The organism is Paludibacillus litoralis (assembly GCF_037646705.1).
GTDB lineage: Bacteria > Pseudomonadota > Alphaproteobacteria > Rhodobacterales > Rhodobacteraceae > Pikeienuella > Pikeienuella litoralis.
On record NZ_JBBHER010000004.1, the window covers coordinates 148,680 to 175,005 of the forward strand.

Below are 26,326 nucleotides of genomic sequence, written 5' to 3' on the forward strand. Positions count from 1 at the left end.
GATCTCAGGCCGTTTTTCGTCGCACCAGGCGGGGCGCATCGCCGATGCCGGCCCGGCCGCGCCCGGAAAGCGACGGATTCGCCATGAAAAAGTCATGGCAGGCGAAGCCTGGGCCGTCCGTCGGCGGCGCGCCGCGCGTGTAGACCCCATCCGGCCCGAGAACCCAGCTCTGGGCCTCGTCCGCGAGGTTCGCGGCCATCACCTGTTCGATGATCTGATCCTTCACCGTCGGGTTCACCATCTCGACCAGCGCCTCCACGCGGCGGTCGAGATTGCGGCCCATCAGGTCGGCGGAGGCGATGTAGACGCGATTGCGAGCCCCGCCCATCGGCTCCCCGCCGCCGAAACAGAGAACTCGGGAATGTTCGAGAAACCTGCCGATGATCGATTTCACGCGGATATTCTCGGAAAGCCCCGGCACGCCGGGCCGGACGCCGCAGATGCCGCGCACCACCATGTCGATCCGCACGCCGGCCTGCGACGCGGCGTAGAGCGCGTCGATCAGCACAGGGTCGATCACGGCGTTGCACTTGATCCACACCGTCGCGGGGCGCCCCGCCGCCGCATGGGCGGCCTCGGCTTCGAGGTTTTCGAGGATGGTCTTCTTCAGGGTCAGCGGCGCGAGCGCCAGCCGCTCCAGCCCCTGCGGCTCGGCGTAGCCGGTGATGAAGTTGAAAAGCTTCGCCGCGTCGCGGCCGAGCGCGGGATCGCAGGTGAAGAAGCTGAGGTCGGTGTAATAGCTCGCCGTGATCGGGTGGTAGTTCCCGGTGCCGAAATGGGTGTAGGCGGCCAGCTTTCCGCCCTCCTGCCTGATCACGGAGGAGACCTTGGCGTGGGTCTTCCATTCGACGAAGCCGAACACGACCTGCACGCCCGCGCGCTCCAGCTGCCGGGCGAGGCGAATATTGGCCTCCTCGTCGAAGCGCGCCTTCAGCTCGACCAGCGCGGTGACCGACTTGCCCTCGTCCGCCGCGACGCAAAGCGCCTTGACGATCGGGCTGTCGCGGGAGGTCCGGTAGAGGGTCTGCTTGATCGCGAGCACGTCGGGATCGCGCGCGGCCTGTTCGATGAAGCGGACCACGATCTCGAAGCTCTCGTAGGGGTGGTGCAGCAGCATGTCCTTCTGGCGGATCGCGCTGAAGATGTCGCCCTTGTGGTCCCGCACCCGCTCGGGCATCCGCGGCTGGTAATGCGGCCAGAGGAGATCGGAGCGATCCACCTTCGCGAGCTCGGAGAGGCCGGAGACGCCGACGATCCCGTCGACCGGAATCACCTCGTTGTCATGCACGCCCATCGCGTCGACGATCAGCGCCCGAAGCGCCGGCGGCGCGTCCGTGGTGATCTGGAGGCGCACAGCCTCGCCCCGGCGGCGGCGGCGCAGCGCGGTCTCGAACTCGCGAACCAGATCCTCGGATTCCTCCTCGATCTCGAGATCGCTGTCGCGGAGCACCCGGAACTCGCAACGTCCGACCGCTTCATAGCCGGGAAAGAGCAGCGCGAGGTGCAGCTCCAGCAGGGTCTCGAGCGGCATGAAGCGGATCTCGCCGTCGCGGTCCTCCATGCGGAAGAACCGGTCGATCTGCGGCGGGATCGGCAGGAGCGCGTCCAGCGACTCGCCGTCGCGGCGCCGCTTCAGCTGCAGCGCCAGCGCGTAGCCGAGATTGGGGATGAACGGGAACGGATGCGCGGGGTCGACCGCGAGCGGGGTGAGGATCGGAAAGACGTTCTCCGAGAAATGGGCCTCCAGCGCGGCGTGGTCGTCGTCCGTGAGCTGATCGGGCCGCACGAGGACGATGCCCTCGCGCTCGAGCTCCGCCTTCAGATCGGTCCAGACGGCGTCCTGCGCGGCCATGAGCCGGCGCGCCTCGGCGGCGATCTCGGCCAGCTGGTTGGCCGGGCTCCGCCCGTCGGCGCTCGGCCGGGTCGCGCCGGCCTTCACCAGGCTGCGGAGGCCGGCGACGCGCACGGTGTAGAATTCGTCGAGGTTGTCGCCGGAGATCGAGAGAAAACGCACCCGCTCCAGCAACGGATGGCGCGGGTTCTCCGCCTCCTCGAGCACACGGCCGTTGAACGCGAGCCAGGAAAGCTCGCGGTTGAAGAACCGCTCCGGCGCGGCGTGGTCGAACTCCGGAATCCGCTCCGGCGCGAATGGTTGAAGAGGCAGGTTGAGAAAATCCGCGCGCATCGTCGCTCCCGTCATGAACAAACGATATGGCGCCGGGCGGCGCCGTCTTGCAAGGCCGCGCCGTTCAGAGTCCGGTGACCTCCTTCACGAAGGGCAGCGTGATCGCGCGCCGCTCCGCCAGCGCCGCGGCGTCCAGCCGCTCGACCATCCGCGCGGCGGCGGCGGCGGAGCGCTCGATCCGGCGGCTGAGAAAGTGCGGGACTTCGTCGCCGACCACGAGGCGACGGTCGCGAAAATGCTTGGCGAGGAGCGCGGCCAGAAGCGCCTCGTCCGGCGGCTCCAGCGCGGCGGTCATCGCGCCCGACAGGCGCGACGCGAGATCCGGCGTGACGACGCCCCAGCCGGACGGCGCGCCGCGGCCGGTGACGAGCACCGCGGCGCCCTCGGCCCGCGCAAGGTTGATGAGATGAAAGAGCGCGGCCTCCGCCACCTCGTCGCCGCTGATCCGGTCCGCGTCCTCCACCGCCGCGGCCCCGGCGGCGACGATGGCGGGCGCGTCCGCCGGCTCGAGCGCCGACGCCGCGACGCGCTCCGCCGCCGCCATGTCCGACCAGACATGCGCGAGATGGGTCTTTCCCGCCCCTTCCGGCCCGGTCAGGACGAAGAGCCCGCCGGGCCAGCACCGCCAGGCGTCGATCAGCGCCACGGCGTCGGCGTTCGAGGCCGAGACGTGGAACGCGCTCCGCCCCCGCGCCGGGCGGGCGGCGAGAGGAAGGGCGAGCGGAAGCTGCGCGCTCATGCGCCGTCGCCGCCCGCGCCACCCTCGCCGCGATAGAGCGGGCCGCTCTTGTACTGTTCGATCGAGAAGCGGAGGAAGACTCCGATCACCGCCGCCGCCGGCACCGCGACCAGCAAGCCGGTGAATCCGAACAACGCCCCGAACGCCGACAGGGCGAAGATCAGCCAGACCGGATGCAGCCCGACCGACCCGCCGACCAGTTTCGGAGTGAGATAATTGCCCTCCACGACCTGCCCGATGGCGAAGACCGCCGCAGTGGCCACGATCCAGAGCGGATCCGACCAGAAATAGACCAGCGCGATGCCGATCGAGAGCGCGCCGCCGAGAGTGGAGCCCACGAAGGGGATGAAGGAGATCAACCCGGCGAAGATGCCGACCAGAAGCCCGAACGGCAGCTGGATGGCGACCAGCGCCGCCGCGTAGAACCCGCCGAGGATGAGGCACACCGTCAACTGCCCGCGCACGAAGCCGGCCAGAACGCGGTCGACCCGCCGGGCGAGCCCGCGGATCGTGTCAGCATGTTCGCGCGGCAGCAATTCATCGATCCGCGCGACCATATGGTCCCAGTCGAGCAGGAGATAGAACGCCACCACCGGAGTCAGCACCGCCAGCGTGACGACCTGGAACCCGGCGAGGCCGACCGACCAGGCGCCCTGAAGGAGGCTGGAGGAAATCTCCTTGATCTGGCTCTTCATCTGGCCGAGCGCCTCGGTGACGGTGACGCCGAACGCGCCGGATTCGCCAAACAGCGGCAGCACCCTTGCTTGAAGAAAGGACCTCGCTGCGTCGATCAACGCCGGCGCCGCGTCCACCGCGAGACTGATCTGGTTGATCAGAACCGGGATCAGCACCATCAGGAACATCGCCATGGTGAAGAACGCGCCGGCGGTGATGATGACCGTGGAGAGCACGCGCGACAGCCCGAGCCGCTGCAGCCGGTCCGCCAGCGGGTCGGTGAAATAGGCGATCGCCGCCGCCAGCACGAAGGGAAGCAGAACATCCGAGAGAAGCACCAGAGCGCCGATGAGGAGCAAAAGCCCCACCCCCCACCACCGCGCCTGTTCGCTGAACGTCATGGGATCGGTTGATGCGTCGAGTTCACGCGCGGGTCAACAACGGCCATCAATTGTCTCCGAGAAACTGTTCCTTCAATATCCGCTCGTTCAACCCGTGGCCGGCGTCATAGAGAAGATTGATCTCGATCTCGCGGTGGAAGGACACTTCGACCTTCGAGACCTGACGGACCTCGGTCGAGTCGGCGACGGCGAGAATCGGGCGTTTCGTTTCCTCCAGCGCTTCGATCGTCACGGTCGCGTCATGCGGCAGCACCGCGCCGCGCCAGCGCCGCGGCCGAAACGCGGAGATCGGCGTCAACGCCATCAGCCCGCTTTCGATCGGCAGGATCGGCCCGTGCGCGGAGAGATTATAGGCGGTGGAGCCCGCCGGCGTCGCGATCAGCGCGCCGTCGCAGATCAACTCCGGCAGGCGCACGCGCCCGTCGACGCTGATCCGCAGCTTGGCCGCCTGGAACGTCATCCGGAGGAGCGAGACCTCGTTGATCGCGAGAGATTCGGTGACCATGCCGTTAACAGTGGTCGCCTTCATCAGCAGAGGATGGATCGTCGCCAGCTCCGCCTCGCTCAGCCGGGCGCGAAGATCGTCCTCGGCGTATTCGTTCATCATGAAGCCGACCGAGCCGCGGTTCATCCCATAGACCGGCGCGGCGAGATGGAGCGTCTCGTGCAGCGTATGAAGCATGAAGCCGTCGCCGCCGAGCGCGACGATGACGTCGGCCTCGCTCGCCGCGACCTGGCCGTAGCGCGCGGTCATCTTCGCGAAGGCGTCCTGCGCGACCGGCGCGCTCGATGCGGTGAAATGGATCTTGTCCGGCGTCATGCGAGAGCCCTCTATTTCGCGCGGACCTTGCCGGGGTTTTCGCCGGGGCGCAATCGCAGGACTGCGCGCCGGGCCTGATTTATCGGCCGCGCGGCGTTGAATCTCTCCGTCGGCTCGCTTAGGCGCTATATGAGCGGCGGCGACGCCATCCATGGCGGGCCGCGACCCGCCACGCCGGCCGCCGAAGAGAGAGGACGCCCATGACCGCCGACGCACGCGCCACGCGCTTTTTCACAGAACCGCTCAGCGAGCGCGACCCGGAGATCGCGGCCGCCATCGGCGCCGAGCTGACCCGCCAGCGCGACGAGATCGAGCTGATCGCCTCCGAAAACATCGTCAGCCGCGCGGTGATGGAGGCGCAGGGCTCGGTCGCCACCAACAAATACGCCGAAGGCTATCCCGGGCGGCGCTATTACGGCGGCTGCCAGCATGTCGACGTGATGGAGACGCTCGCGATCGAGCGGGCGAAGCGGCTCTTCAATTGCGGCTTCGCCAACGTTCAGCCGAATTCCGGCTCGCAGGCCAATCAGGCGGTGTTCCTCGCGCTGCTGCGGCCGGGCGACACGTTCATGGGGATGGGCCTCGCCGCCGGCGGGCACCTGACGCATGGCGCAAAGCCGAACCTCTCCGGGAAATGGTTCGACGCGGTTGATTACGGCGTCCGTCGGCAGGACAATCTGATCGATTACGACGAGATCCAGGCGAAGGCCGAGGAGCGCAAGCCGAAGCTGATCGTCGCGGGCGGTTCGGCCGTCCCGCGGCGGATCGACTTCGCGCGATTCCGCGAGATCGCGGACAGCGTCGGCGCCTATCTCATGGTGGACATGGCGCATTTCGCCGGGCTGGTGGCGGCGGGGGTCCATCCCAATCCGCTGGAGCACGCGCATGTCGCGACGACGACGACGCACAAGACCCTTCGCGGCCCGCGCGGCGGCTTGATCCTGACCAATGACGAGGCGCTGGCGAAGAAGTTCAACTCCGCAATCTTCCCGGGGCTTCAGGGCGGGCCGCTGATGCATGTGATCGCGGCGAAGGCCGTGGCCTTCGGCGAGGCGCTGACGCCCGAGTTCCGCGCCTATCAGACCGCGGTGGTCGCCAACGCGCGGGCCCTCGCGGATCAGCTCATCAAGGGCGGGCTCGACATCGTGACCGGCGGCACCGACACGCATCTCCTTCTTGTCGATCTCCGGCCGAAGGGCGTGACCGGCGCGGCGACGGAACAGGCGCTCGGCCGCGCCAACATCACCTGCAACAAGAACGGCATCCCGTTCGATCCGGAGAAGCCGACGGTGACCTCCGGCGTCCGGCTCGGCGCGCCGGCCGGCACGACGCGCGGGTTTGGCGAGACGGAATTCCGCGAGATCGGCGACATGATCGTCGAGGTCGTGGACGGGCTCGCCGCCAGCGGCGGGACGGGCGACGAGGCGGTCGAGGCGCGGGTGAAGGCCCGCGTCAAGACGCTGACCGAGCGGTTCCCGATCTACGACGGGCTTTGACCGGCTGACCGGGCGCGCCGGATCAGGCGCCCCCGGCCGCCCCTCCTTCTTCCGGCGCGAAACGCCGCACGGGCCATATCTGGCGCCGCGCCGCGCGCCCTACCCTTCCCTTCGCGGCGCGCCTATAATGGCGCCGGAAAATGGGAGAGAGGGATCAAGATGCGCTGTCCATTCTGCGGCGACACGGAATCACAGGTGAAGGACAGCCGCCCTGCGGAAGACCATGTCACCATTCGGCGGCGCCGGCTCTGCCCGGCGTGCGGCGGCCGGTTCACCACCTATGAGCGGGTGCAGCTCCGGGATCTGACGGTCGTGAAGAAGAACGGCCGGCGGGAGGATTTCGACCGCGACAAGCTGGCGCGCTCGATCCGGATCGCGCTGCAGAAACGCCAGATCGAGATGGACCGGATCGATCAGATGATCTCCGGCATCGTGCGCCGGCTGGAGAGCACGGGAGAGAGCGACGTGCGCTCGGAAGCGATCGGCGAGATCGTGATGGAGAGCCTCGCGCGGATCGACACCGTCGCCTATGTCCGCTTCGCCAGCGTCTACAAGAATTTTCAGGAAGCGGACGATTTCGAGGATTTCGTCGCCGAATTGCGCCCGCCCCTTCAGAACGAGGAATGAGATGGCCGGATCCGGGGTCGGCTCCGGGGTCGACGACGACGACGACCGACGCTGGATGGAGATGGCGCTCGCGCTTGCCCGGAGGGGGCTCGGCGGGGTCTGGCCGAATCCGGCGGTCGGCTGCGTCATCGCGCGCGGCGGGCGGCTTCTCGGGCGGGGCTGGACCCAGGCCGGCGGCCGACCGCATGCGGAGACCATAGCCCTCGCCTCCGCGGCGGCTGCGGGCGCGGACGTCCGCGGCGCGACCGCCTTCGTCAGCCTGGAGCCCTGCGCGCATTTCGGCCGGACGCCGCCCTGCGCCGACGCGCTGATCGACGCCGGGATCGCCCGGGTGGTCGCGGCGATGGAGGATCCGGATCCGCGGGTTCTCGGGCGCGGATTCGCGCGGCTCCGCGCGGCCGGGGTCGCGGTCGAGATCGGGCTGGGGGCGGCCGAGGCCGAAGAGGTCAATCGGGGCTTTCTGCTCCGCCAGCGCGCGGGGCGCCCGTTTCTCACGCTGAAGATGGCGGCGACGCTGGACGGGCGGATCGCGACCGCCTCCGGCGAAAGCCGCTGGATCACCGGCCCGGGCGCCCGCGCCCGCGCGCATCTCATCCGCGCGTCGAGCGACGCGGTTCTGGTGGGCGCGGCGACGGCGCGCGCCGACGATCCGGCGCTGGATGTCCGCTTGCCCGGACTTGAGGCCCGCGCGCCGCTCAGGCTCGTCGCCGAGCCCGACCTTTCGCTGCCGGCGGGCTTGCGGCTGGCGGCGCCGGGGCCGGCCGGGCCGACATGGCGACTCCACCTGCCCGGCGCGGCGCCGGCGGCCGAATGGGGAACCCTGATTCCGGTGGCGGCGGGCGCGGATGGCCGGCTCGATCTCGCCGCCATGTTGGCGACGCTTGGCGCGCGGGGGCTTACGCGCGTGCTTTGCGAGGGGGGCGGCCGCCTCGCGGCGGCGCTTCTGAACGCCGGATTGGTGGATGAGATCGTCTGGATGACGGCGGGCGCCGCCATCGGCGCTTCGGGCGCGGCGGCGCTCGGCCCGCTCGAGATCGAGGCGCTGTCGGAGGCGCCGCGCTTCGAGCTTCAGGGCGTCGAGCGGGCCGGCGAGGACGTGATCAGCATCTGGCGGCCGAGAGCCCGCTGAGCCGCGCCGCCCGGGCGCGGCCCTCGGCTCAGGGGATGATGGTCGCCGCGGCGGCGCTGGTGCCGGCGAAGCCGATGATCGACGCGACGGAGCCGGCGACCTTCTGGAAGCGGGTGAACGGCGCGTCGGTCACATAGAGCACGTCGCCATCGCGCATCAGCATCTGGTCCGCGAGGAACATGCCGCTCCCTTCCGTCAGGTCGAGGAGATAGGCGATGTTGCGCGGCTCGCCCGGGGTCGCGAATTCCGAAATCTGCTCCGAGATGGCGGGAGATTCCTTCCGGAAGACGAACACGCCCGACGGGTCCGAGGCGCTGGATTGCAGCCCGCCGACAAGCGCGATCGCGTCAAGCACCGAAATGTCCCGGGTCGGGAACGGCACGCGCGCCTGCCCGACCGCGCCGAGCGAGCGGAAATAGCGGGTGTCCTTGTTCAGGAAGATCACGTCGCCGGCCCTGACCGGCACGTCGAACTCCGGATTCTCGAAGAGGTCCCGCATCCAGATCGAGCCCTCGGCGCCGTCGCGGCGCACGGTGACGCGGATCACCTCCGGATCGGGAACGGCGAACCCGGTCTTGGCGAGAAGGCTGAGCAGGCTTCGCGTCGTCCGCTCGATCGGCACGACGCCCGCCACTCCGGCGGTGCCGGTGATGGTGATGGATTTCGAATCGCCGGTCTTGCGCGCGACCTCGACCTGCGGATCCAGCGTCTTGTCGGCGAGAAGTTCGCGGATGCGCTTGCGGAGCCCCGCGGCGGTGCGCCCGGCGGCGCGGACGTCGCCGACATAGGGGAGATAGATGTTCCCGCTCTCCTCGATCTCGGAGACGAGCGAGGTGGCGCCGCCGATCGGCGAGAAGAGGCCGTTCTCGCCCCGTTCCCAGACGGTGATCTGCACCACGTCTCCAACGCCAAGCACCGCGGTCTTCTCCGGCTGCGCGTCGATGAGGTTGAGCGAAAAGCCGAGCGGCGCCGCCACGTTGATGGTCTCGACGATCTCGGGGGTGACGGGAATCAGATCGAAGCCGGGATCGACATTGTCCCGCTGCTCCTGACTGTAGCGCAGATCTTCGTAATAGGGACCCGAACGAGGCAGCCCGCAGGCCGCGACGACTCCTGACAGCGCGAGAATCGCGACGAGGCGCGCTCCCTTGCGAAGCCGATCCTGCATTCCAGTCCCCTCGATCCCTCGGTTCGTCGACCTTGCCTGCGCGACTTGGGAGGAACCGTAAAGCAGAAAACACGCCCACGCCAGCCGCCAGTTGCGAAAAAGCGGCCGGAGAGCGCTCTGGCCTCTCCCGCGCCGCTCATGCATAACGCTCCGCGAAAAACCGAGGGCAAACATCATGCACGATATCCGCCTGATCCGCGAAGATCCCGAAGCGTTCGACGCCGCGCTGCGCCGCCGGGGGCTGGAGCCGCGCTCCGCCGACATTCTCGCGCTCGACGCCGCGCGGCGCGAAAAGATCGCCGCGGCCGAGTCGGCGCTGGCGGAACGGAACGCGGCCTCGAAACAGGTGGGCGCGGCGAAGGCGAAGGGCGACGACGCCGAATTCGAGCGGCTTCGCGCCGTCGTCGCCGCCAAGAAGGACGAGATCGCGCGGCTCGAGGAAGAGGCGAAGGCGGAGGATCAGCGGCTTCAGACCGCGCTGATGGCCCTCCCCAATTCGCCGCTCAGCGACACGCCCGACGGCGCCGACGAGAGCGAGAACGTCGAGATCGCCCGCTGGGGCGCGCCGCGCGAATTCACCTTTCCGCCGAGAGAGCATTTCGAGATCGGCGAGGCGATGGGCCTCATGGATTTCGGGTTGGCGGCGAAACTCTCCGGCAGCCGGTTCGTCGTCCTCACCGGCGCGCTGATCCGGCTGCACCGGGCGCTGGCGCAGTTCATGCTCGACATGCATGTCTACGACAACGGCCTCACCGAGGTCTGGACGCCGGTTCTGGTCCGGGACGAGGCGATGGTCGGCACCGGGCAGCTGCCGAAATTCGCGGAGGACAGCTACCGCACCGACGGCGGCTGGTGGTTGATCCCCACCGCCGAGGTCACGCTGACCAACACCGTTGCGGGGGAGATTCTCGAGGATTCCGCCCTGCCCCGCCGCATGGTCTCGCATACGCAATGTTTCCGCTCCGAAGCCGGCAGCGCCGGCAAGGACACGCGCGGCATGCTCCGCCAGCATCAGTTCGAGAAGGTCGAGATGGTCTCCATCACCCGCCCCGAGGATGGCGAGGCGGAGCTGGAGCGCATGCGCCGCTGCGCCGAAGGCGTGCTCGAAGCGCTGGAGATCCCCTACCGGACGCTGCTTCTCTGCACCGGGGACACCGGCTTCAGCGCGCGCAAGACCTATGACGTCGAGGTCTGGCTGCCGGGGCAAAACACCTATCGGGAGATCTCGTCCTGCTCGTTCTGCGGCGATTTCCAGGCCCGGCGGATGAACGCGCGGTTCCGGCGCGGCCCGGAGGCGCGGCCGGAATTCGTGAACACGCTGAACGGCTCCGGGCTCGCGGTCGGGCGGGCGCTGATCGCGGTGATGGAGAATTTTCAGGAGTCGGACGGCGGGATCATCATCCCTGAAAAGCTCCGCCCGTACATGCGGGGCGCCGCGCGGATCACGGCGGAAGGCGCGCTTATCTGATCCGCGCGGAGCGCAACGGGAGTGGACGCGCAGAGCCCGCCGCTTTACACCACTCAATTCGGGAACGGGGTGGGCATGCGAATTCTTGTTGTAAATGACGACGGCATCAACGCTCCCGGCTTGCGCGTGGCCGAGGAGATCGCGGCCGAACTCGCGGGGCCGGACGGCGAGGTCTGGGTCGTCGCGCCGGAGACCGAGCGCTCGGGCGCCGCGCATTGCGTCTCCTACACCGCGCCGATGCGGGTCACGCAGCTTGGCGAGCGCCGCTTCTGCATCGACGGCTATCCCGCCGACTGCGCCATCGCCGGCATCGTGAAGCTCCTGCCGGACGCGCCGGATCTCGTGCTCTCCGGCGTCAACCGGGGCCATAACGTGGCCGAGGACGCGGTCTATTCCGGAACCATCGCCGGAGCGAAGGAAGCCGCGATACAGGGCGTCAGGGCGGTTGCGCTCAGCCAGTATTTCGGGACGGGGCCGAGCGCGCCGAAGGACCCGTTCGCCGCCGCGCGCGCGCACGGCGCGGAGACCGTGCGCAAGGTTCTGACGCTGCCGGTCGATGTCCATGTCTTCTACAACGTGAACTTTCCGCCATTGGCGCCCGCCGACGTGAAGGGGTTCACCCTCGCGGCGCAGGGCACGCGCGGCGGCGCATTCCACGTTCAGGAGACGATCGCGCCCAACCAGCGCCGCTATTTCTGGCTGGCGCGCGCCAGCGGCGACGCCGAGCCGGGGCTCGGGGTGGATTTCACGCTTTGCGCCAATGGGTGGATCACCGCGACGCCGATGCGCCCCGATCTCACCGACCACGCGATTCTGGCCGAGGCGCGCGCCTCGCTCAAGGCCACGGAATGAGCCTCAGCCCGGAGGCGCGAACCGAAGGCATGATGCGGCTCGTCTTTTCGCTCCGCAAGAAGGGGATCACCGATGCGCGGGTCCTGGACGCGATCGAAAAGACCCCGCGCGAATTTTTTCTGGACCGGGCGTTCCGCGACCGCGCCTTCGAGGACATCCCTCTCCCGATCGCCTGCGGACAGACCATCTCCCAGCCGTCCGTCGTCGGCCTGATGACGGCGGCGCTGCAGGTGACGCCGCGCTGCAAGGTGCTGGAGGTCGGCGCGGGCTCGGGCTATCAGGCGGCGGTGCTGGCGCGGCTGGCGCGGCGGGTCTACGCGATCGAGCGCCATCGCCCGCTGGCGCGCCAGGCGCGGGCGCGGATCGAGGCGCTGGCGCTCTCCACCGTCTCGATCATGACCGGGGACGGTGCGCTCGGCTGGCCGGAGCAGGCGCCGTTCGACCGCATTCTCGTCACAGCGGCGGCGGAGGATCCGCCGCGGCTGCTTCTTGACCAGCTCCGCGTCGGCGGCGTTATGGTGTTGCCGGTCGGCCAATCGGACGAGATGCAGCAACTGATCAGAATCGTGAAGACCGACGCGGGACTCGACTATCAGGAACTGGCCGACGTTCGTTTCGTACCCCTTCTGCCCGATGTCGCGAAGGATGAAGGAGATTGAAGATGCCGTTGACACAAAAGACGCTTCGTCCAACGACGCTTCTGCTGCCCGCGGCGGCGCTGATCCTCGCCGCCTGCGCGGGCGAGCCGCGCGAGCCGGCGCCGATCACCTATCGCACGCCGGTCTCGCCGTCGCCGACGGCGCGGCCCGAGGCGCAGCCCTCGCAAGCGGCGCCTCTGGCCGCCCCTTCGCCGGTGCCCTCCGGCCAGGCGGATTCGCGGGGGGTCGTCTATTATGACGGCTACGAATCCATACGCGCCCGGGCCGGGGACAGCATCGACAGCATGGCGGCGCGGGTCGGCCTCACCGGCTCCGAACTGGCCGCCTATAATGGGCTTTCGACGCAATACACCCCGCGCGAGGGCGACGAACTGGTGTTGCCGGCGAAACCCGGGCGCTATCAGGGGACGGTGACGGCCTCCGCCAGCCCAACGGTGGAGGCGGCCGCGCCGGGATACGAGCCGTCCGCGCCCGCCCGCCCCGGCGCCGCGGCCGCGAGTGGCGAAGTCTGGTCGGCGGAGCGCGCGCGCGCGGCGATTGGCGAGGAGCCCGCCCAACCCAAGGTCGAAGCCGCGCCGCTCATGCCGCCGGAGGCGAAACCGGCGCCGGAACCGGAACCGAAACCAGAAACCGCCACTACGGCCGCCAACACACAGCCGACTCCGGCGCAGGCGCCCGCGGCGGCGGCGAAGAAAAGCGGGCCGAGCGGCTTCGTCCGGCCGGTGGACGCCGAGGTCTCCCGTCCGTTCTCGCGCGCGGCGGGACCGGATCGGAACGACGGCGTCGATTTCGCGACCAAGGCGGGCGATCCGGTGCGCGCGGCGGGCGATGGAACGGTGGCGCTGATCTCCGAGTCGCTGGGCGGCCTTGGGACCATCATCCTCATCCGGCATGACAACGACTATCTGACCGTTTACGGCCGGGTCGCCGATGTCACCGTCGCCAAGGGAGACCGCATCAAGAAGGGTCAGGTGATCGCGAAGGTCGCCGATCTCGCTCCGCCGCAGGGGCCGTCTCTGCATTATGAAGTGCGCCGCGGCGCGGAGAGCATCGACCCCGCACCTTATCTCTGAGGGGCCAGGCGGCCCCGGGCGCGCCCGGGGCGTGACGCCGCCGAAGGCTTACGCCCGGGCCGACGCCTCGTCGAAATCGATCTTGCGGCCCATCCGGCCGGCGAGATCGGTGACGAATTGCCAGGCGACGCGGCCGGAGATCGCCCCGCGGGTCTGACGCCATTCGATGGCCTCGGCGCGGAGCGCCTCATCGTCGATGTCGAGGCCGAGCGCGTCGCAATAGCCGCGGATGATGGCGAGAAACTCGTCCTGCCCGCAGGGATGAAAGCCGAGCCAGAGGCCGAAACGGTCCGAGAGGGAAACCTTCTCTTCGGTCGCCTCCGACGGGTTGATCGCGGAGGAGCGCTCATTCTCGATCATGTCGCGCGGCATGAGATGCCGCCGGTTCGAGGTGGCGTAAAAGATCACATTCTCCGGCCTGCCCTCGACTCCGCCGTCAAGAACCGCCTTCAACGATTTGTAATGGCTGTCATCCTTGTCGAACGAAAGATCGTCGCAAAAGAGCAGGAACCGATGCTCGGCGCCGCGGAGTAGCGCCATCAGCCGGTCGAGGGAGGGGATGTCGTCGCGCTGGATCTCGATCAGCGCGAGGCGGCCCGGCGCTTCGGCGGCCACGGCGGCGTGGGCCGCCTTGACCAGCGAGGATTTGCCCATCCCGCGCGCGCCCCAGAGCAGCGCATTGTTCGCCGGCAGCCCCTGGGCGAACCGTCTGGTGTTGTCGAGAAGGGTGTCGCGCGCCCGGTCGACGCCGACCAGAAGGCCGATCGGCACGCGCGAGACGCGGAGGGCAGGGTCGAGCCGGTCAGGGTCGGTGCGCCAGACATACGCGTCGGCGGCGGCGAAATCCGGCGCGGGGCGCGGCGCCGGGGCGATCCGCTCCAACGCGTCGGCGATCCGCTCCAGCGCAGCGGCGCTCTGATCGAACTCGGATGTCTTCATGTCTTTCATTTCGGTTCCCGTTCGGTCTCGCGGGCGCCCTCGTCCTCCGCTCGGTCGCCCTCGTCTTCCTCATCCTCGTCGTCGTCTTCGTCTTCCTCGTCGTCGTCGACCCAAAGCCCGGCGGCCCGCAGTTCCCGCTCGCGGCGGCGTTCGGACGCGCGGACGAGATGGATCGAGATCTCATAGAGCAGATAGATCGGAATGCCGAGCCCGAGCTGGCTGATCGGGTCGGGCGGCGTCAGGATCGCCGCCACCGCGGCGATGCCGACAATGGCGTATTTCCGCTTCCGGGCGAGCCCGTCGGCGCTGACGATTCCGGCGCGGCCGAGCAGGGTCAACAGAACCGGCAGCTGAAAACAGATCCCGAACGCCAGGATGAAGGTCATCATCAGCCCGAGATACTCCCGGACCCGCCCAAGGAACTGGGTCGAGGTTCCGACCTCCCCCGCCGTATTGTTCCCGTAATCGAGGAAGAACCCGAAAGCGAGCGGCGCGACGAAAAAGTAGACGAGGCTGGCCCCGAGGAGAAAGAGCACCGGCGTCGCCAGCAGGAACGGCCAGAACGCCTTTTTCTCATTCTGGTAAAGCCCGGGCGCGACAAAGCGCCAGAGCTGCATGGCGATGAACGGGAAGGCGATGAAGAACCCGCCGAAAAGCGAGAGCTTCATGTCGGTGAAGAATTTTTCCTGCAACGCCGTGTAGATCAGCTTCGACTCCAGCCCGCGCGCGGTCAACGCCCCGCGCAGCGGCGCGGCGAGAAGATCGAAAAGCTGCGTCGCGAAGAAAAAGCAGACGATCACGGCGATCGAAAGCACGATGAGCGCCTTGATCAGGCGATCGCGGAGTTCGGTGAGATGCGTGATCAGCGGCGCGCGGCTCGCCTCCATCTCGTCGTCGTCGTCATCGGCGACGTCGCCATCGGCGTCCTTCATCGGGCTCAACCGTCTTTTTCTGTTGTATCCGGGCCGGGCCCCGGCTGCGTCTCAGGCGCGGGCGCCGCGGCCGGCGCGGGCGCTTCGGGCTTTGGCGCCGCGGCGGCGGGCGCCGGCGTCTTGGTCTGGGCCGCGGAGCCGGAGGCCATCGCGCCTTCCCCGGCTCGGGAGACGGCGTTCATCTCGGATTTCACCGTCTGGCCGAAATCCTTGAGGCTGTTCACGACCTGATTGTCAAAAGGCAGCTTGTTCAGCTTGCCGCCCTTCTTCACCACGTCGGCGACATCGCCAAGATCCGCGTCACGCGCGGCGTCCTCCATCGTCCGCTGGAAGTCGCGCGCCATCGCGCGCGCCTTGGCCATGAACTGCCCGACAGTCCGAAGCAGGCCCGGAAGCTCCTTCGGGCCGACGACGATCAGCGCCAAGGCGCCGATCACCAGAATCTCCATGAAACCGATGTCGAGCATGGTGTCATCCGCTCACGCGCGGGCGCGCCGGGATCAGACCTTCTCTTTCCGTGGCGTCACGTCGATCGGGTCTCCGTCGCCGCGCTCGACACGCTGGACTTCGTCCTCGTCCTTCATGCCCTTCTTGAAGGATTTTATTCCCTTCGCGAAGTCACCCATGATCGACGAGATCTTTCCGCGGCCGCCGAACAGCAGGACGGCGAGCAGCACGACGAGGGCGATCTGCATCCAACCGGGAACCATGGCACTCTCCCTTATCTGGTCGCGCGCGGCTTGAGCGCACGCTCTTCCTCTCTCTCATATGGGAATAGATGCGGCGCGGAAAGAGCGGATCGCGGGGTTTTTTACGCGGAGGCCCTCTGGCCGGCGCCGCGCGCCGCGCTCACTCCCGCCCGTTTCGCGTCACCAGCGCCATCAATGCGAGGCCGATGATGAACAACAGGATCACCGGAGCGACGCCGGCCCGCTGGCTTCCGGTGGCGCCGGTCGCGAGCGCGATGAAGAACGGCGCGAGGAAACTGGTGGCTTTTCCCGCCAGCGCGTAGACGCCGAACGCCTCCGTCACCCGCCCCGACGCGGCCTGACGCACCAGCATGGTCCGGGACGCCGATTGCAGCGCGCCGCCCGCCGCGCCGATCACCGCGCCGCTGACATAAAGCACGACCGATGGCAGGCTCGACGGCGCGTCGGGCGCGCCGACGCCGATGAAGAACACCTCGTTCCGCCCGGTCGCGACGACGGCGCAGGACACAAGGATGAGCGCGACGACCCCGCCGACGATCACCGGCTTCGGCCCGAAGCGCCAATCCGCCCGCCCTCCGGCCCAGGCCCCGACGGCGCCGGCCAGCGCGGCGACGATCCCGAACACGCCAAGCTGGAACGCGCCCCAGCCGAGAACGCCGGCGGCGAAGACGCCGCCGAACACATAGAGCCCGTTCAACGCGTCGCGATAGAACATCGACGCGCCGAGAAAGGCGAAGAAGCTCGGCTCGCGCGGCAGGCTGGCGAGGGTCTGGCGAAGCTGGCGGAGGCCGTCCATCGCCCTGCCCGCCTTTCGAGGCGCGTCCGGCGCCCAGAGGAAGAACGGGATCATGAAAACGACATACCAGAGCGCGCTGAGTGGGCCGGTGGCCCGGGCCCCCTCCCCCAGCGCCGGATCCAGCCCGAAGGCCGGTCGCAGGCCGAACAGCGTCAGCTCGCCCCCCGGGCCCGGCACCAGGAAGCCCAGAACGAGGGCGAGCGCCAGAAGCCCGCCCCAATATCCCAGCGCCCAGCCGGAGCCGGAGATCCGGCCGAGATCCGCCTTCGGCGCCAGCATCGGCAACAGCGAGTTGGTGAAGACGGCCGTGAACTCCACCCCGATCAGCCCGATCACGAAGAAGATCAGAATCGCCGCCGGATTCTGCGCCCCCGGCGCCGCAAACCAGAGCCCGGAGACGCCGATGACATAAAGCGCAGAAAAGCTCAGAATCCAGGGGCGGCGCGGCCCGGCCGAATCCGCGATCGCGCCGAGAACCGGCGCCGAGACCGCGATCAGCACCGAGCCGATCGCGACGGCGTAGCCCCAGATCTCCTGCCCTTTCGCCGGCGTCTCCGCCACCATGGCGACAAAATAGGGCGCGAAGACGAAGGTGAGGATCAGGGTGTGAAAGGGTTGCGACGCCCAATCGTAGAACATCCAGCCCAAGACCGCCCTTCGCCCGCCCCTCGCCGCCATTTCTCCGTCCCCCTCTCGGATCCGCCGGGACGCTATCAGGAAACGCCGGATGGCGCCTGAGCATTCGGCGGCGCCCCTTTCCCGCGCGCGCCCATGTTGCAAAGCGCCCGCGCCAACGCTACTTCTGGCGGCCGACATCGCAGAGTCCAGAGAGGCGCAAATTTATGCACGCCATCCTTGTCGCGACCGACCTGTCGCATCGCTCCGACCGCGCGATGGCCCGCGCGTTCCTGATTGCGGCGGAAACCGGCGCGCGGCTGATCGCGCTGGCCGTCGTCGACGAGGATCTGCCGGAGCCGTTAGCCGAAACGGTGATGGAGAAGACCCGCGAGCGGCTCTCCGCGCTTTGCGAGACGCTGCGCCAGAACAACGACGTCGCCCATGAGGAGATGGTCGTCTTCGGCGATCCGATCCGGGACATCAACCGCGTCGCGGACGAAGTCGGCGCGGACCTGATCGTGGTCGGGCGGCACCGGCTGCGGCCGTTCATGGACCTTTTCGTCTCCACCACGGTCGAGAAGATCGTGCGCGTCGCGTCCGTGCCCGTGCTGCTGACCTGCGGCCTCGCCGATCGGCCCTATGAGCGAGCGGTGTCGGCGGTCGACCTCTCGCCCGCTTCCGCCGCGGCGCTCCGGATCGCGCGGCTGGTGGCTCCGAAGGCGAAGATCCACGCCTTTCACGCCTATTCGGTTCCGTTCAGGGGCTTCATCGGCGGCGATCATCCGTCCGAGGGCGGGCGAGGCCTCTTTCGTGCGGCCGCCCAGGCGGAGCTGGAGGAATGGAAGGCGCGCACCCACCTGCCCGAGGATCTGGGCGACGTCGACCTGGTCGAAGCCGCCGTCGGCGAAGCGTTGCGCGCCGCGATCGCGCGCGAGAAGCCTGATTTCCTCGCGCTGGGCGCGCATGGCCGCGCCGCGCTGTCGCCGACCCGGCTCGGAAGCTTCACCGAAGAACTTCTGCGGGATCCGCCCTGCGACCTTCTGATCGCGCGGCGCTAACCACCCCGCGCGGCCAGGTCCGGGGCTGATGGGGCTGAGACCTCCATCCGGCGTCAGCCGTCGATAGCGTCGACGGCGGCGCCCGCCCCGAACCCGCGCCTCATGCGTTCCTCTCTGCGGATCCTCAGGGCTCAAGCACGAAATTCGGCGGCAGATCACGCCACAATTCGCCCGAGCGGAAGAGATCGGCGCCGACCTTGTAGAGGCAACTCATGAACACCTTGTCGAACGCTTCCTGCGGGTCCGAACAGGGCAGTTCGGCGGGAATCCAGCCGGCCTTGAAGGCGATCTCGTCGCGCTCGGCGATCAGATAGATCTTGTAGAGGTCGCCGGTCCCGCTGCCGCGGATAAGCGCGCTGACGGCCGCGCCTCCGATGTCGCCGATGCGCGGCCGGACCGGGGCATATGGCGGCGCAAGATCGTTGTTCATTATCAGATAGAGGCGCCGGTCCAGATTTCGGCCGAGCGCGGCGACGGTCACGTCCCGGATCGGCACGTCAGGCGCGACGAAGGTCACCTGCGAGGTCGCGCCGCCGTCGACGTGAAGCTCATCGTAGACCCGCCCATCCGGCGCCACGACCTTGATGATCGCCGGCGGAAAGGCGACCGGGATCGACGCGGAGGCAAGAATGAGCTGCCGGAAAAGATGCGGCGCGCCCGGGAGGCCCGAGGCGGCGATGGCGCCCATGTTCCAGATCATCGGCCGGCCCGCGTCGAGATTGGTCGTGCCGACCAACAGGAAACGTCCCTTGCGATGCTCCTCGGCGACCTCGGCCAGCAGCGCCGGCGTCACCTTCTCGGCGATGATCGCCTCGAGCTTCGATGTGTCCGCGAGCGAAGCGCCTGAAACCAGGCCCGAAAAGATCGTCGGCTCGATCAGGTCCTCGGTGCTGTAGCCGGTGTATATCTCCTCGAGGACATGGTCGTATTTCGGCCCGAGAAAGGCGAAAGGCGCGATGATGGCGCCGGTCGAGATGCCGGACACGCCGGCGAACACGGGCCGCGCGCCGCTGTCGGACCAGGCGCGCAGAACGCCGGCGCCGAAAGCGCCCCACTGCCCGCCGCCGGAAAGCGCGAGATAATTGAGCGTGGGCGTCCGCCCCGCCGCGATCTCCGGTCCGTAGGCGGCCTTCATGATGGCGCCCCGTCTCTCGACGAAGGCGTCCACATCCTCCGGGCTGAGCGCGTCCCCCCAGGACCGCAGGCCCGGAACGCCGAGCGGGTGCGCCTGGCCGAGCATGGCCTCGGGCGCCGGGTTGCGGACAAGGCTCGGCGCGCAGGCGCTGAGCAGGACCGCCAGCGCCAGGACCAGCGAGCGTCGGCGATATGAGCATGGTCGCATGGGGTTCACGTCTTTCTCGTTCGGTTGTATCGCGTCATTCGATCGTCCGGAGACGGCCCTGCGCCGACGCCGACGCGCCTGAGCGGCGCTCCCAAGCCCTCACCACTTGCGCGTATACCAGAACCGCGAGGCGTTGGCGCGCCATTCGTGCGTGAGCGGCCTCTCGGGTTCATCGCCTGCGAGCTCAAGAGGCGGCCGTCGACCCCGCCCGGCGGGATCGTGAGCCTCGGCTCGCCTGGTCTGGCCGGCGCCCCACCACCATTGCGCGAAACGTATTCCCCCAACTCGCCCTGCGCTCGCGCCGCGCCTTCTCGAATCCCCGATTATGAGGTTATCGCCCCGGAACGGCGGCAATCCGACTGTTCCCGCTTGGCTTTGGCGTCGCTATGCTTTTACCTGCAGACGGCGCGGTGCGCCAACGTGACGGCGCATATCCAAAGCGCACATTACAGGGAGTTTGAAATGAAACGACGCACATTCCTTTCCAGCGCGGCTCTTGTCGGGGCCGGCGGCGCTCTGGCCGCGCCGGCGATCGCGCAGCAGCGCCGGCAGATGACGATCGTCTCGGCCTATCCGCGCGATTTCCCGGGTGTCGGGATCTCCATCCAGCGGCTGGTGCAGCGGATCGGAGAGATCTCCGACGGCAAGATCGCAACCGAATATTACGCCGCGGGCGAGCGCGTCGGCGCGTTCGACGTCTTCGATGAAGTCGCCTCCGGCAACAGCCAGGCCTATTGCGCCAGCGAATACTATTTCACCGGCAAGCACCCGGCCTACGCCTATTTCACCGTGGTCCCGTTCGGCATGACGACGACGGAATCGAACGCGTGGATCAAGTTCGGCGGCGGTCAGGAGCTCTGGGACGAGCTCGCGGGCCAGTTCGGAATCAAGAGCATCCTCTGCAGCAACACCGGCACCCAGGCCGGCGGCTGGTTCAACAAGGAGATCAATTCCGCCGACGACTTCAAGGGCCTCAAGATGCGCATCGCCGGCCTCGGCGGCGTGGCGCTGTCGAAGCTCGGCGCCTCCACCGTCGTCCTGCCGGGCGGGCAGATCTACGAGAACCTCGTCTCCGGCACGATCGACGCGGCCGAATGGATCGGCCCCTACAATGACTACTTCATGAAGTTCCACGAGGCGGCGAAATACTACTACACCGCCGGCATGCACGAGCCGAACGCCTCGGCCTGCCTCGGCATGAACGCCTCTTGGTACGGCTCGCTGAGCGAGTGGGAGAAGAACGTCATCCGCGCCGCGTGCACGGAGGAGAACGCCAACTCCTACGAGGAGACCCAGGCGAACAACGGCGTCTACCTGAAGAAGCTGATCGAGGAACACGGCGTTCAGGTCCGCGACTTCAACGACGACACCTGGGACGCGTTCGGCGACGCGGCGGAGGAAGCGTTCGAAGAAGTCCGGGAGCATTCCGAGATCGCCGCGCGGATCGACGACGCCTACCAGTCCTATCTCCGGCAGATCGGCGGCTTCATGGACAAGTTCGAATACACATTCGTGCGTCAGCGCAACCGGGTTCTCGGCCTCACGTAAGGCGGCGAGCACCCAGGCGCATCTGCGGGCGGCGCTTCTGCGCCGCCCGATTGAAACTCCCGGTCGGCGCCGGAACGCGGCGCGGACGCAACAAACAAAAAGACGTCAGACGCCATCATGCGCGCTGAAACAGGGAGCGTCATGTCAACCATGAACATGAATGCGAATCCGATCGACGCTGGCGAGCCGGCGCCTTTGCTGCGGCTTTTCGGTTGGGGGATGCTTGGCGTCCTCGCCGCGTTCCTGATCGAGAACGTGCTCGTCGTCTGGTTCCAGTTCGAGGGCGCCCGCGCCATCCTGCATGGCGGCGGCAAGGCCTCGACCGCGCTTTACGTCGTCTGCGTCGCCGCGGCGTTCGGCTATGTCCTCATCGGGCCGTCCCGGTCGCTGAGGCGCGACGCGGCGCGGATCACCGCCTTCAACGCCTATCTCGTGCGCTCCCTGTTCTGGGCGGTGCTGATGGTCGGCCTGGTCGATGGGGCCATCTCTCTGCTCAGGGCCGAGAACGCGCTCGACTTCATCTTCGATGCGGAGACCGCCCGCGCGCTCGGGCTTGCGCATTTCATCGGGCCGAACATCCACGGCCCGCTGATCCTCGCGGGGTTCGTCATCGGGCTGTTCACCCGCACGCTCGGCTTCACCTGGCTGGCGCTGCTGATCGTCGCGGCGGAGCTTCTGATCGTTCTCTCGCGCTTCGTCTTTTCCTACGAGCAGGCGCTGATGAGCGATCTCGTGCGTTACTGGTACGCGGCGCTCTTTCTCTTCGCCTCGGCCTACACGCTGCTTGACGAAGGGCATGTGCGCGTCGACGTGCTCTACGCCGGGTTCTCGACCCGGCGCAAAGGCGTCGTCAACGCGGTCGGCGCGATCCTGCTCGGCATGAGCACCTGCTGGGTGATCCTCGACATCGGCCTCGCCAGCAAGACCTCGATCATCAACAGCCCGGTGGCGAGTTTCGAAGTGTCGCAATCCGGCTCCAACGGAATGTACGTCAAATACCAGATGGCGGCCTTTCTCGCCATTTTCGCCGTCACCATGCTGATCCAGTTCGTCAGCCAGTTATTTGAAGCGGTCGCGGACAAGCGCGACGAGCCGGGGCGCCGCGAAGTCGCGCCTGTCGCGCACTGAGGACGATTTCATGGAGTTCTATTTTCTCGCCATCCTGGTCCTGATCATGGCGATGGCGCTCGGCTCCGGCTTTCCGGTCGCCTTCGCTCTGCCGGGCTCGGCGATCATCACCATCGGGCTGGCCGCCGGCGCCGGCTGGTTCTTCGCCGGCGACACGGACGCCTATTTCCACGCCGGCGGCCCCTCGCAATGGCTCTCGGCGGGAGTGACGAACCTCCGGGGCGTCTACTGGGACGTCGACCGCGATACGCTGATCGCGATTCCGCTCTTCATCTTCATGGGAATCATGCTTCAGCGCTCGAAGATCGCGGAGGACCTCCTTGTCACGATGGCCCAGCTCTTCGGGCCGGTGCCGGGCGGGCTCGGCATCTCGGTCGTCTTCGTCGGCGCGCTGCTGGCGGCGACGACCGGCATCGTCGGCGCCACCGTGGTGGCGATGGGCATGATCTCGCTTCCGGCGATGCTGAGGAACAAGTATTCGCCCTCGCTGGCCAGCGGCACGATCGCCGCTTCGGGAACGCTCGGGCAGATCATTCCGCCCTCGATCGTCCTCATCATCCTCGCCGATCAGCTCGCCTCCGCGACCGATCAGGCGTCGACCGCGCGAAAGGCGCTCTACAAATCGGCGACGGGCGAGATCTCGATGCCCTCGGTCTTTGGCGTCGGGTCGACCTCGGCGGGCGAGATGTTCCTCGGCGCGCTCGCGCCCGGGCTCGTTCTCGTCGGGCTCTACATGGCCTTCATCCTGATCTACGCGCTCATCAGGCCGACCCACGCGCCGGCCGTTCATTACGACGGCAAGCGGAACGCGCGGTTCTGGGGCAAGGTGCTGATGACGCTTGTTCCCCCGCTGACGCTGATCCTGATGGTTCTCGGCTCGATCATCGCCGGCGTCGCGACCGTGAACCAGGCCGGCGCGATCGGCGCGGCCGGGGCGCTGGTGATGGCCGGCTACCGCCTCCATTCGGGCGCCCGCACCACCTACTATCCGGCCATCCTCTCCATCGTCGGCCTCGGCGCGATCGTCTTCGCGCTGATGACCTACCCGATGAACCTGAAGGCGGCGGCGACGCCGGAGGACCTATTCGGCATCCAGCTCGGCGCCGCGGGCGCGGTTCTCATGGTCGCCGGGATCATCTGGAGCGGCTGGCGGGCGATGCGGATCGGCGACACGCTGCACGGCGTGATGGTGGAGACGGCGAAGACGACCGCGCTGGTGTTCATCATCCTGTTCGGCGCGGCGATGCTCACGGCCGCCTTCCGCGCCTTCGGCGGCGAGGATCTGGTGCGCGATTTCCTCCAGTCCATGCCGGGCGGGTTCTGGTCGCAGTTCATCATCGTCATGGCGGTGATCTTCTTCCTCGGGTTCTTCCTCGATTTCATCGAGATCGCCGTCGTCGTGGTGCCGATCGTGGCGCCGATCCTGCTGGCCGATCCCGGGGCGAACATCACCGCGGTCTGGTTCGGGGTGATGGTCGGGCTGAATATCCAGACCTCGTTCCTGACCCCGCCATTCGGCTTCGCGCTCTTCTATCTTCGCGGCGTGGCGCCCGCCGTGGTGCGCACGGTGCAGATCTATCGCGGCGTGATCGCCTTCATCTGCCTCCAATTGATCGCGCTGTTGATCGTCGGGTTCTATCCGCCCCTGGTGAACTATCTTCCCGCGCGCAGCAGCCTGCTCAGCGACACGGCGCCGCCGCCGCGCAACCCGCGGCTGCAGTTCTGCCTCGCCGATTATGTCGGGGAGAAGCTCGCGGCCGATGGCGGCGCGACGTTGAACGCGATCGCCGACGCGCGATCGCTCGATGTGTCGGCTCTGCCGAAGGAGCTTGCGACCAAACTCGACGCCGGGTTCGGCGCGGCCGAGGAGGCGATCGCCGCGCTCGAAGCGACTTTCGCCGCCGAGGATGCGGTCGAGGCGGCCTCCTCCGACTTCCGGCCGCTGCTCACCGTCGTGCGCCGCATTCAACGCGAGATTCGCGAGCGGGAGGGACGGATGGATCTGCTCCGAACCCGGATCAGCCAGATACACGACCCCGAAGACGACGCTCTGAAGGCCAGGCTGACGGACGACGTGGCGACGCTGACGGAGGAGCGCGACAGACTGACAGCGTCCATTCCCGAGGAATGGGAGCAAGCGAGCAAGGACTTCAACGCCCTCACCGACGCCGAGGACGCGGCCCGCTCGCGCTATCAGCGCGCCGCGGACACCGCCTGGGACGAGCCGGCCGCGGTGCTCGCGGTTCTTCGGGCCAACGAAGCGTTCACGGCGCTTGGCCCCGATATAGAAGCGCTTGGCCCGATGATCGAGGCGGCCGAGGAGGCGCGGGCCGAAGAACTGGAGGACGCCGTCAAGGCGGCCGAGGGCAAGGTCGGCGCCGTGGACGGCGCAGGCGATGTGCGCTCGGCGCTCTCGAAAGCGCGCCGCGCGCTTCGGGCCAAATCCTTCGATCGGGACAAAGCGTTGGAAAACTGGCGGGCGGCCATGGAGACCTATGCCGAGCAGGCCGCATGGAGAGAGGCCGCCGCGCCGCTGGCGCCCGGGATTCAGGCCTACCTCGCCGAGATCGGGGATTCGATCGGCGCGCGCGGGCGGGAGAAACTCAGCCGCGAACAGGCGCTCTATCTCGCGTCGTGCCTGGCGGACCACCGGGACATCTCGCTCTATTTCTGAGCCCGCCCCGATGAACGGGAAGCGCGCCCGGAGAGGCCCCTCCGGGCGCGTTTTCATCGCAAGACGCGGGAAAGTCCGACGGCGAAGATGGGCGACGGCTTCAATATCGCCGAGCGTCGCTCACAGGCCCATCAGAGCGGCGGCCTGACCAGCCGCGCGCCGAGGGGCGGCGCCGCGGAGTTCGGCTGCGATGACCCCAGAGATGAAACGGCCGGCCGGCGCAGTGGGCAAGCCGGCGATCGCAGCCATCGACAGGCTGGGCGTCAGGATGATCGAGGGGGCGACGCAAGCCCGAACGCCCCGCCCCGCCCGTCCGGCGCCGAAAGCGACCCGCGCCCGGTTACGCGCTCAGGTGCTTTGCGTGGAACCGCAGGTGGTCGTCGATAAAGCTGGCGATGAAATAATAGCTGTGATCATAGCCTTCGCGGCGGTTCAGCTGCAACGGATAGCCCTTCGCCTTCGCGGCCGCCTCAAGCGCCTCCGGCTTCAACTGCTCATCGAGGAAGGCGTCGGCCTCGCCCTGGTCCACCAGGGCCGGAACGCCCCCCGCGGCGGCGCGCATCAGCAGGCTCGCGTCGTAATCGGCCCAGGTCGCGGCATCTTCGCCCAGATAGGCGGTGAAGGCCTTCTGGCCCCAGGGGCAATCGACCGGATTGGCGATCGGGCTGAAGGCCGAGACGGACCTGAACCGCTCGGGATTGCGCAAAGCCAGAACAAGCGCGCCGTGCCCGCCCATCGAATGCCCGAAGACAGACCGCTTGTCGCTGACCGGAAAGGCGTCTTCGATCACCTTGGGCAACTCGTTCAACACGTAGTCATACATATGAAAATGGCGGCTCCACGGCGGCTGGGTGGCGTTGACATAGAACCCCGCGCCTTGCCCGAGGTCATACCCATCGTCATCCGCCACATCCGCGCCGCGCGGACTGGTGTCGGGGGCGACAAGCGCGACGCCGAGCTCCGCGGCCATACGCTGGGCGCCGGCTTTCTGGATGAAATTCTCCTCCGTGCAGGTCAGCCCGGAGAGCCAGTAGAGCACCGGCGCTCTTCGTCCGTCCGCAGCCTGCGGCGGCAGATAGATCGCGAACCGCATGTCGCAGTTCAACGTGGACGAATGATGGGTGTAGCGCCGGGTCCAGCCGCCAAAACTCTTGTTATCGCTCAACATTTCCAATGCCATACGGCGCCTTTCACTCAAATATCGCGGCCGCGCCGCAATCGGAGAACCCATTCTATCGGATCGCCCGCAGAAGTGGATAGCGCCGCGAACGTGTCAATGGCGCGGCGAG

General features: G+C 68.0%; 23 protein-coding genes. 11 read left to right on the forward strand and 12 right to left on the reverse strand.

Annotation, left to right across the window (positions count from 1 at the left end):
• Positions 1–4: 4 nt before the first annotated feature.
• From WG921_RS07580 to WG921_RS07595, 4 genes are all read right to left on the reverse strand, one after another.
• A complete protein-coding gene (locus WG921_RS07580; RefSeq protein ID WP_340108613.1) occupies positions 5–2,185 on the reverse strand; it encodes an RNA degradosome polyphosphate kinase in 2,181 nt (726 codons plus the stop codon).
• Between the two features lie 64 nt (positions 2,186–2,249).
• On the reverse strand, positions 2,250–2,924 hold the full coding sequence (locus WG921_RS07585) for an HdaA/DnaA family protein (RefSeq protein WP_340108614.1): 675 nt from the start codon (positions 2,922–2,924) through the stop codon (positions 2,250–2,252).
• Complete coding sequence (locus WG921_RS07590; protein ID WP_340108615.1) at positions 2,921–4,000, reverse strand: AI-2E family transporter; 1,080 nt, start codon at positions 3,998–4,000, stop codon at positions 2,921–2,923. The genes WG921_RS07585 and WG921_RS07590 overlap by 4 nt, the downstream gene beginning before the upstream one ends.
• A 46-nt stretch (positions 4,001–4,046) precedes the next feature.
• On the reverse strand, positions 4,047–4,820 hold the full coding sequence (locus WG921_RS07595) for an NAD kinase (RefSeq protein ID WP_340108616.1): 774 nt from the start codon (positions 4,818–4,820) through the stop codon (positions 4,047–4,049).
• A gap of 200 nt (positions 4,821–5,020) precedes the next feature.
• Between WG921_RS07595 and glyA the strand changes: the two genes are divergently transcribed.
• The 3 genes from glyA to ribD all read left to right on the forward strand — a co-directional run bounded on the left by glyA (position 5,021) and on the right by ribD (position 8,072).
• The gene (gene glyA / locus WG921_RS07600; protein WP_340108617.1) at positions 5,021–6,316 is read left to right on the forward strand and encodes a serine hydroxymethyltransferase; all 1,296 of its coding nucleotides are present in this window, start codon (positions 5,021–5,023) and stop codon (positions 6,314–6,316) included.
• Positions 6,317–6,475: 159 nt separating this feature from the next.
• Positions 6,476–6,943: a transcriptional regulator NrdR gene (nrdR, locus tag WG921_RS07605; protein ID WP_340108618.1), complete on the forward strand. Its 468-nt coding sequence runs from the start codon at positions 6,476–6,478 to the stop codon at positions 6,941–6,943.
• 1 nt (position 6,944) lies between these two features.
• Positions 6,945–8,072: a bifunctional diaminohydroxyphosphoribosylaminopyrimidine deaminase/5-amino-6-(5-phosphoribosylamino)uracil reductase RibD gene (ribD, locus tag WG921_RS07610; protein ID WP_340108619.1), complete on the forward strand. Its 1,128-nt coding sequence runs from the start codon at positions 6,945–6,947 to the stop codon at positions 8,070–8,072.
• 28 nt (positions 8,073–8,100) lie between these two features.
• Here the strand turns inward: ribD and WG921_RS07615 are convergent, their stop codons facing one another.
• Entirely contained in the window at positions 8,101–9,240 is a 1,140-nt protein-coding gene (locus WG921_RS07615; protein ID WP_340108620.1) for a polysaccharide biosynthesis/export family protein, read from the reverse strand.
• 175 nt (positions 9,241–9,415) lie between these two features.
• Between WG921_RS07615 and serS the strand changes: the two genes are divergently transcribed.
• The 4 genes from serS to WG921_RS07635 all read left to right on the forward strand — a co-directional run bounded on the left by serS (position 9,416) and on the right by WG921_RS07635 (position 13,292).
• Positions 9,416–10,708, forward strand: coding sequence for a serine--tRNA ligase (gene serS, locus WG921_RS07620; RefSeq protein WP_340108621.1), 1,293 nt, complete (start codon positions 9,416–9,418; stop codon positions 10,706–10,708).
• A 75-nt stretch (positions 10,709–10,783) separates the two neighbouring features.
• The gene (gene surE / locus WG921_RS07625; RefSeq protein WP_340108622.1) at positions 10,784–11,560 is read left to right on the forward strand and encodes a 5'/3'-nucleotidase SurE; all 777 of its coding nucleotides are present in this window, start codon (positions 10,784–10,786) and stop codon (positions 11,558–11,560) included.
• On the forward strand, positions 11,557–12,219 hold the full coding sequence (locus WG921_RS07630) for a protein-L-isoaspartate(D-aspartate) O-methyltransferase (protein ID WP_340108623.1): 663 nt from the start codon (positions 11,557–11,559) through the stop codon (positions 12,217–12,219). Before surE ends, WG921_RS07630 begins: the two co-directional genes overlap by 4 nt.
• Positions 12,220–12,221: 2 nt before the next feature.
• The gene (locus WG921_RS07635) at positions 12,222–13,292 is read left to right on the forward strand and encodes a LysM peptidoglycan-binding domain-containing M23 family metallopeptidase (RefSeq protein WP_340108624.1); all 1,071 of its coding nucleotides are present in this window, start codon (positions 12,222–12,224) and stop codon (positions 13,290–13,292) included.
• Between the two features lie 48 nt (positions 13,293–13,340).
• Here the strand turns inward: WG921_RS07635 and WG921_RS07640 are convergent, their stop codons facing one another.
• The 5 genes from WG921_RS07640 to WG921_RS07660 form a co-directional block, all read right to left on the reverse strand.
• A complete protein-coding gene (locus tag WG921_RS07640) occupies positions 13,341–14,240 on the reverse strand; it encodes an ATP-binding protein (RefSeq protein WP_340108625.1) in 900 nt (299 codons plus the stop codon).
• Positions 14,237–15,163: a twin-arginine translocase subunit TatC gene (tatC, locus tag WG921_RS07645; RefSeq protein WP_340108626.1), complete on the reverse strand. Its 927-nt coding sequence runs from the start codon at positions 15,161–15,163 to the stop codon at positions 14,237–14,239. The genes WG921_RS07640 and tatC overlap by 4 nt, the downstream gene beginning before the upstream one ends.
• 5 nt (positions 15,164–15,168) lie before the next feature.
• On the reverse strand, positions 15,169–15,630 hold the full coding sequence (gene tatB / locus WG921_RS07650; protein ID WP_340108627.1) for a Sec-independent protein translocase protein TatB: 462 nt from the start codon (positions 15,628–15,630) through the stop codon (positions 15,169–15,171).
• A 33-nt stretch (positions 15,631–15,663) separates the two neighbouring features.
• Complete coding sequence (locus tag WG921_RS07655; protein ID WP_340108628.1) at positions 15,664–15,873, reverse strand: twin-arginine translocase TatA/TatE family subunit; 210 nt, start codon at positions 15,871–15,873, stop codon at positions 15,664–15,666.
• A 139-nt stretch (positions 15,874–16,012) separates the two neighbouring features.
• Positions 16,013–17,308 carry an MFS transporter gene (locus WG921_RS07660; RefSeq protein WP_340108629.1) on the reverse strand — a complete coding sequence of 432 codons (1,296 nt, stop codon included), beginning with the start codon at positions 17,306–17,308 and terminating at the stop codon, positions 16,013–16,015.
• Between the two features lie 203 nt (positions 17,309–17,511).
• Here WG921_RS07660 and WG921_RS07665 point away from each other — a divergent pair, with 203 nt between their 5' ends.
• A complete protein-coding gene (locus WG921_RS07665; protein WP_340108630.1) occupies positions 17,512–18,345 on the forward strand; it encodes a universal stress protein in 834 nt (277 codons plus the stop codon).
• A 124-nt stretch (positions 18,346–18,469) separates the two neighbouring features.
• On the opposite strand, the gene WG921_RS07670 is transcribed toward WG921_RS07665, so the two are convergent.
• On the reverse strand, positions 18,470–19,687 hold the full coding sequence (locus WG921_RS07670; protein ID WP_340108631.1) for a patatin-like phospholipase family protein: 1,218 nt from the start codon (positions 19,685–19,687) through the stop codon (positions 18,470–18,472).
• Between the two features lie 462 nt (positions 19,688–20,149).
• On the opposite strand from WG921_RS07670, the gene WG921_RS07675 reads away from it, so the two are divergent.
• From WG921_RS07675 to WG921_RS07685, 3 genes are all read left to right on the forward strand, one after another.
• The gene (locus WG921_RS07675) at positions 20,150–21,235 is read left to right on the forward strand and encodes a TRAP transporter substrate-binding protein (RefSeq protein WP_340108632.1); all 1,086 of its coding nucleotides are present in this window, start codon (positions 20,150–20,152) and stop codon (positions 21,233–21,235) included.
• 150 nt (positions 21,236–21,385) lie between these two features.
• Positions 21,386–22,363, forward strand: coding sequence for a TRAP transporter small permease subunit (locus tag WG921_RS07680; RefSeq protein WP_340108633.1), 978 nt, complete (start codon positions 21,386–21,388; stop codon positions 22,361–22,363).
• Positions 22,364–22,373: 10 nt separating this feature from the next.
• Positions 22,374–25,037, forward strand: a complete 2,664-nt coding sequence (locus tag WG921_RS07685) for a TRAP transporter large permease (RefSeq protein ID WP_340108634.1) — start codon at positions 22,374–22,376, stop codon at positions 25,035–25,037.
• Between the two features lie 340 nt (positions 25,038–25,377).
• On the opposite strand, the gene fghA is transcribed toward WG921_RS07685, so the two are convergent.
• Positions 25,378–26,211, reverse strand: coding sequence for an S-formylglutathione hydrolase (fghA, locus tag WG921_RS07690; protein WP_340108924.1), 834 nt, complete (start codon positions 26,209–26,211; stop codon positions 25,378–25,380).
• Between the last annotated feature and the right edge of the window lie 115 nt (positions 26,212–26,326).

Excerpts from the sequence above, each read along its gene's own strand:
- surE (WP_340108622.1), top strand. The coding sequence starts at position 10,784 with ATGCGAATTCTTGTTGTAAATGACGACGGCATCAACGCTCCCGGCTTG.
- WG921_RS07670 (WP_340108631.1), bottom strand. The coding sequence starts at position 19,687 with ATGCGACCATGCTCATATCGCCGACGCTCGCTGGTCCTGGCGCTGGCG.
- WG921_RS07595 (WP_340108616.1), bottom strand. The coding sequence starts at position 4,820 with ATGACGCCGGACAAGATCCATTTCACCGCATCGAGCGCGCCGGTCGCG.
- WG921_RS07585 (WP_340108614.1), bottom strand. The coding sequence starts at position 2,924 with ATGAGCGCGCAGCTTCCGCTCGCCCTTCCTCTCGCCGCCCGCCCGGCG.
- WG921_RS07675 (WP_340108632.1), top strand. The coding sequence starts at position 20,150 with ATGAAACGACGCACATTCCTTTCCAGCGCGGCTCTTGTCGGGGCCGGC.
- glyA (WP_340108617.1), top strand. The coding sequence starts at position 5,021 with ATGACCGCCGACGCACGCGCCACGCGCTTTTTCACAGAACCGCTCAGC.
- serS (WP_340108621.1), top strand. The coding sequence starts at position 9,416 with ATGCACGATATCCGCCTGATCCGCGAAGATCCCGAAGCGTTCGACGCC.
- ribD (WP_340108619.1), top strand. The coding sequence starts at position 6,945 with ATGGCCGGATCCGGGGTCGGCTCCGGGGTCGACGACGACGACGACCGA.
- WG921_RS07630 (WP_340108623.1), top strand. The coding sequence starts at position 11,557 with ATGAGCCTCAGCCCGGAGGCGCGAACCGAAGGCATGATGCGGCTCGTC.
- WG921_RS07655 (WP_340108628.1), bottom strand. The coding sequence starts at position 15,873 with ATGGTTCCCGGTTGGATGCAGATCGCCCTCGTCGTGCTGCTCGCCGTC.
- WG921_RS07580 (WP_340108613.1), bottom strand. The coding sequence starts at position 2,185 with ATGCGCGCGGATTTTCTCAACCTGCCTCTTCAACCATTCGCGCCGGAG.
- WG921_RS07615 (WP_340108620.1), bottom strand. The coding sequence starts at position 9,240 with ATGCAGGATCGGCTTCGCAAGGGAGCGCGCCTCGTCGCGATTCTCGCG.
- WG921_RS07635 (WP_340108624.1), top strand. The coding sequence starts at position 12,222 with ATGCCGTTGACACAAAAGACGCTTCGTCCAACGACGCTTCTGCTGCCC.
- WG921_RS07680 (WP_340108633.1), top strand. The coding sequence starts at position 21,386 with ATGAACATGAATGCGAATCCGATCGACGCTGGCGAGCCGGCGCCTTTG.
- WG921_RS07685 (WP_340108634.1), top strand. The coding sequence starts at position 22,374 with ATGGAGTTCTATTTTCTCGCCATCCTGGTCCTGATCATGGCGATGGCG.
- WG921_RS07640 (WP_340108625.1), bottom strand. The coding sequence starts at position 14,240 with ATGAAAGACATGAAGACATCCGAGTTCGATCAGAGCGCCGCTGCGCTG.
- WG921_RS07665 (WP_340108630.1), top strand. The coding sequence starts at position 17,512 with ATGCACGCCATCCTTGTCGCGACCGACCTGTCGCATCGCTCCGACCGC.
- WG921_RS07590 (WP_340108615.1), bottom strand. The coding sequence starts at position 4,000 with ATGACGTTCAGCGAACAGGCGCGGTGGTGGGGGGTGGGGCTTTTGCTC.
- WG921_RS07660 (WP_340108629.1), bottom strand. The coding sequence starts at position 17,308 with ATGTTCTACGATTGGGCGTCGCAACCCTTTCACACCCTGATCCTCACC.
- nrdR (WP_340108618.1), top strand. The coding sequence starts at position 6,476 with ATGCGCTGTCCATTCTGCGGCGACACGGAATCACAGGTGAAGGACAGC.
- tatC (WP_340108626.1), bottom strand. The coding sequence starts at position 15,163 with ATGAAGGACGCCGATGGCGACGTCGCCGATGACGACGACGACGAGATG.
- tatB (WP_340108627.1), bottom strand. The coding sequence starts at position 15,630 with ATGCTCGACATCGGTTTCATGGAGATTCTGGTGATCGGCGCCTTGGCG.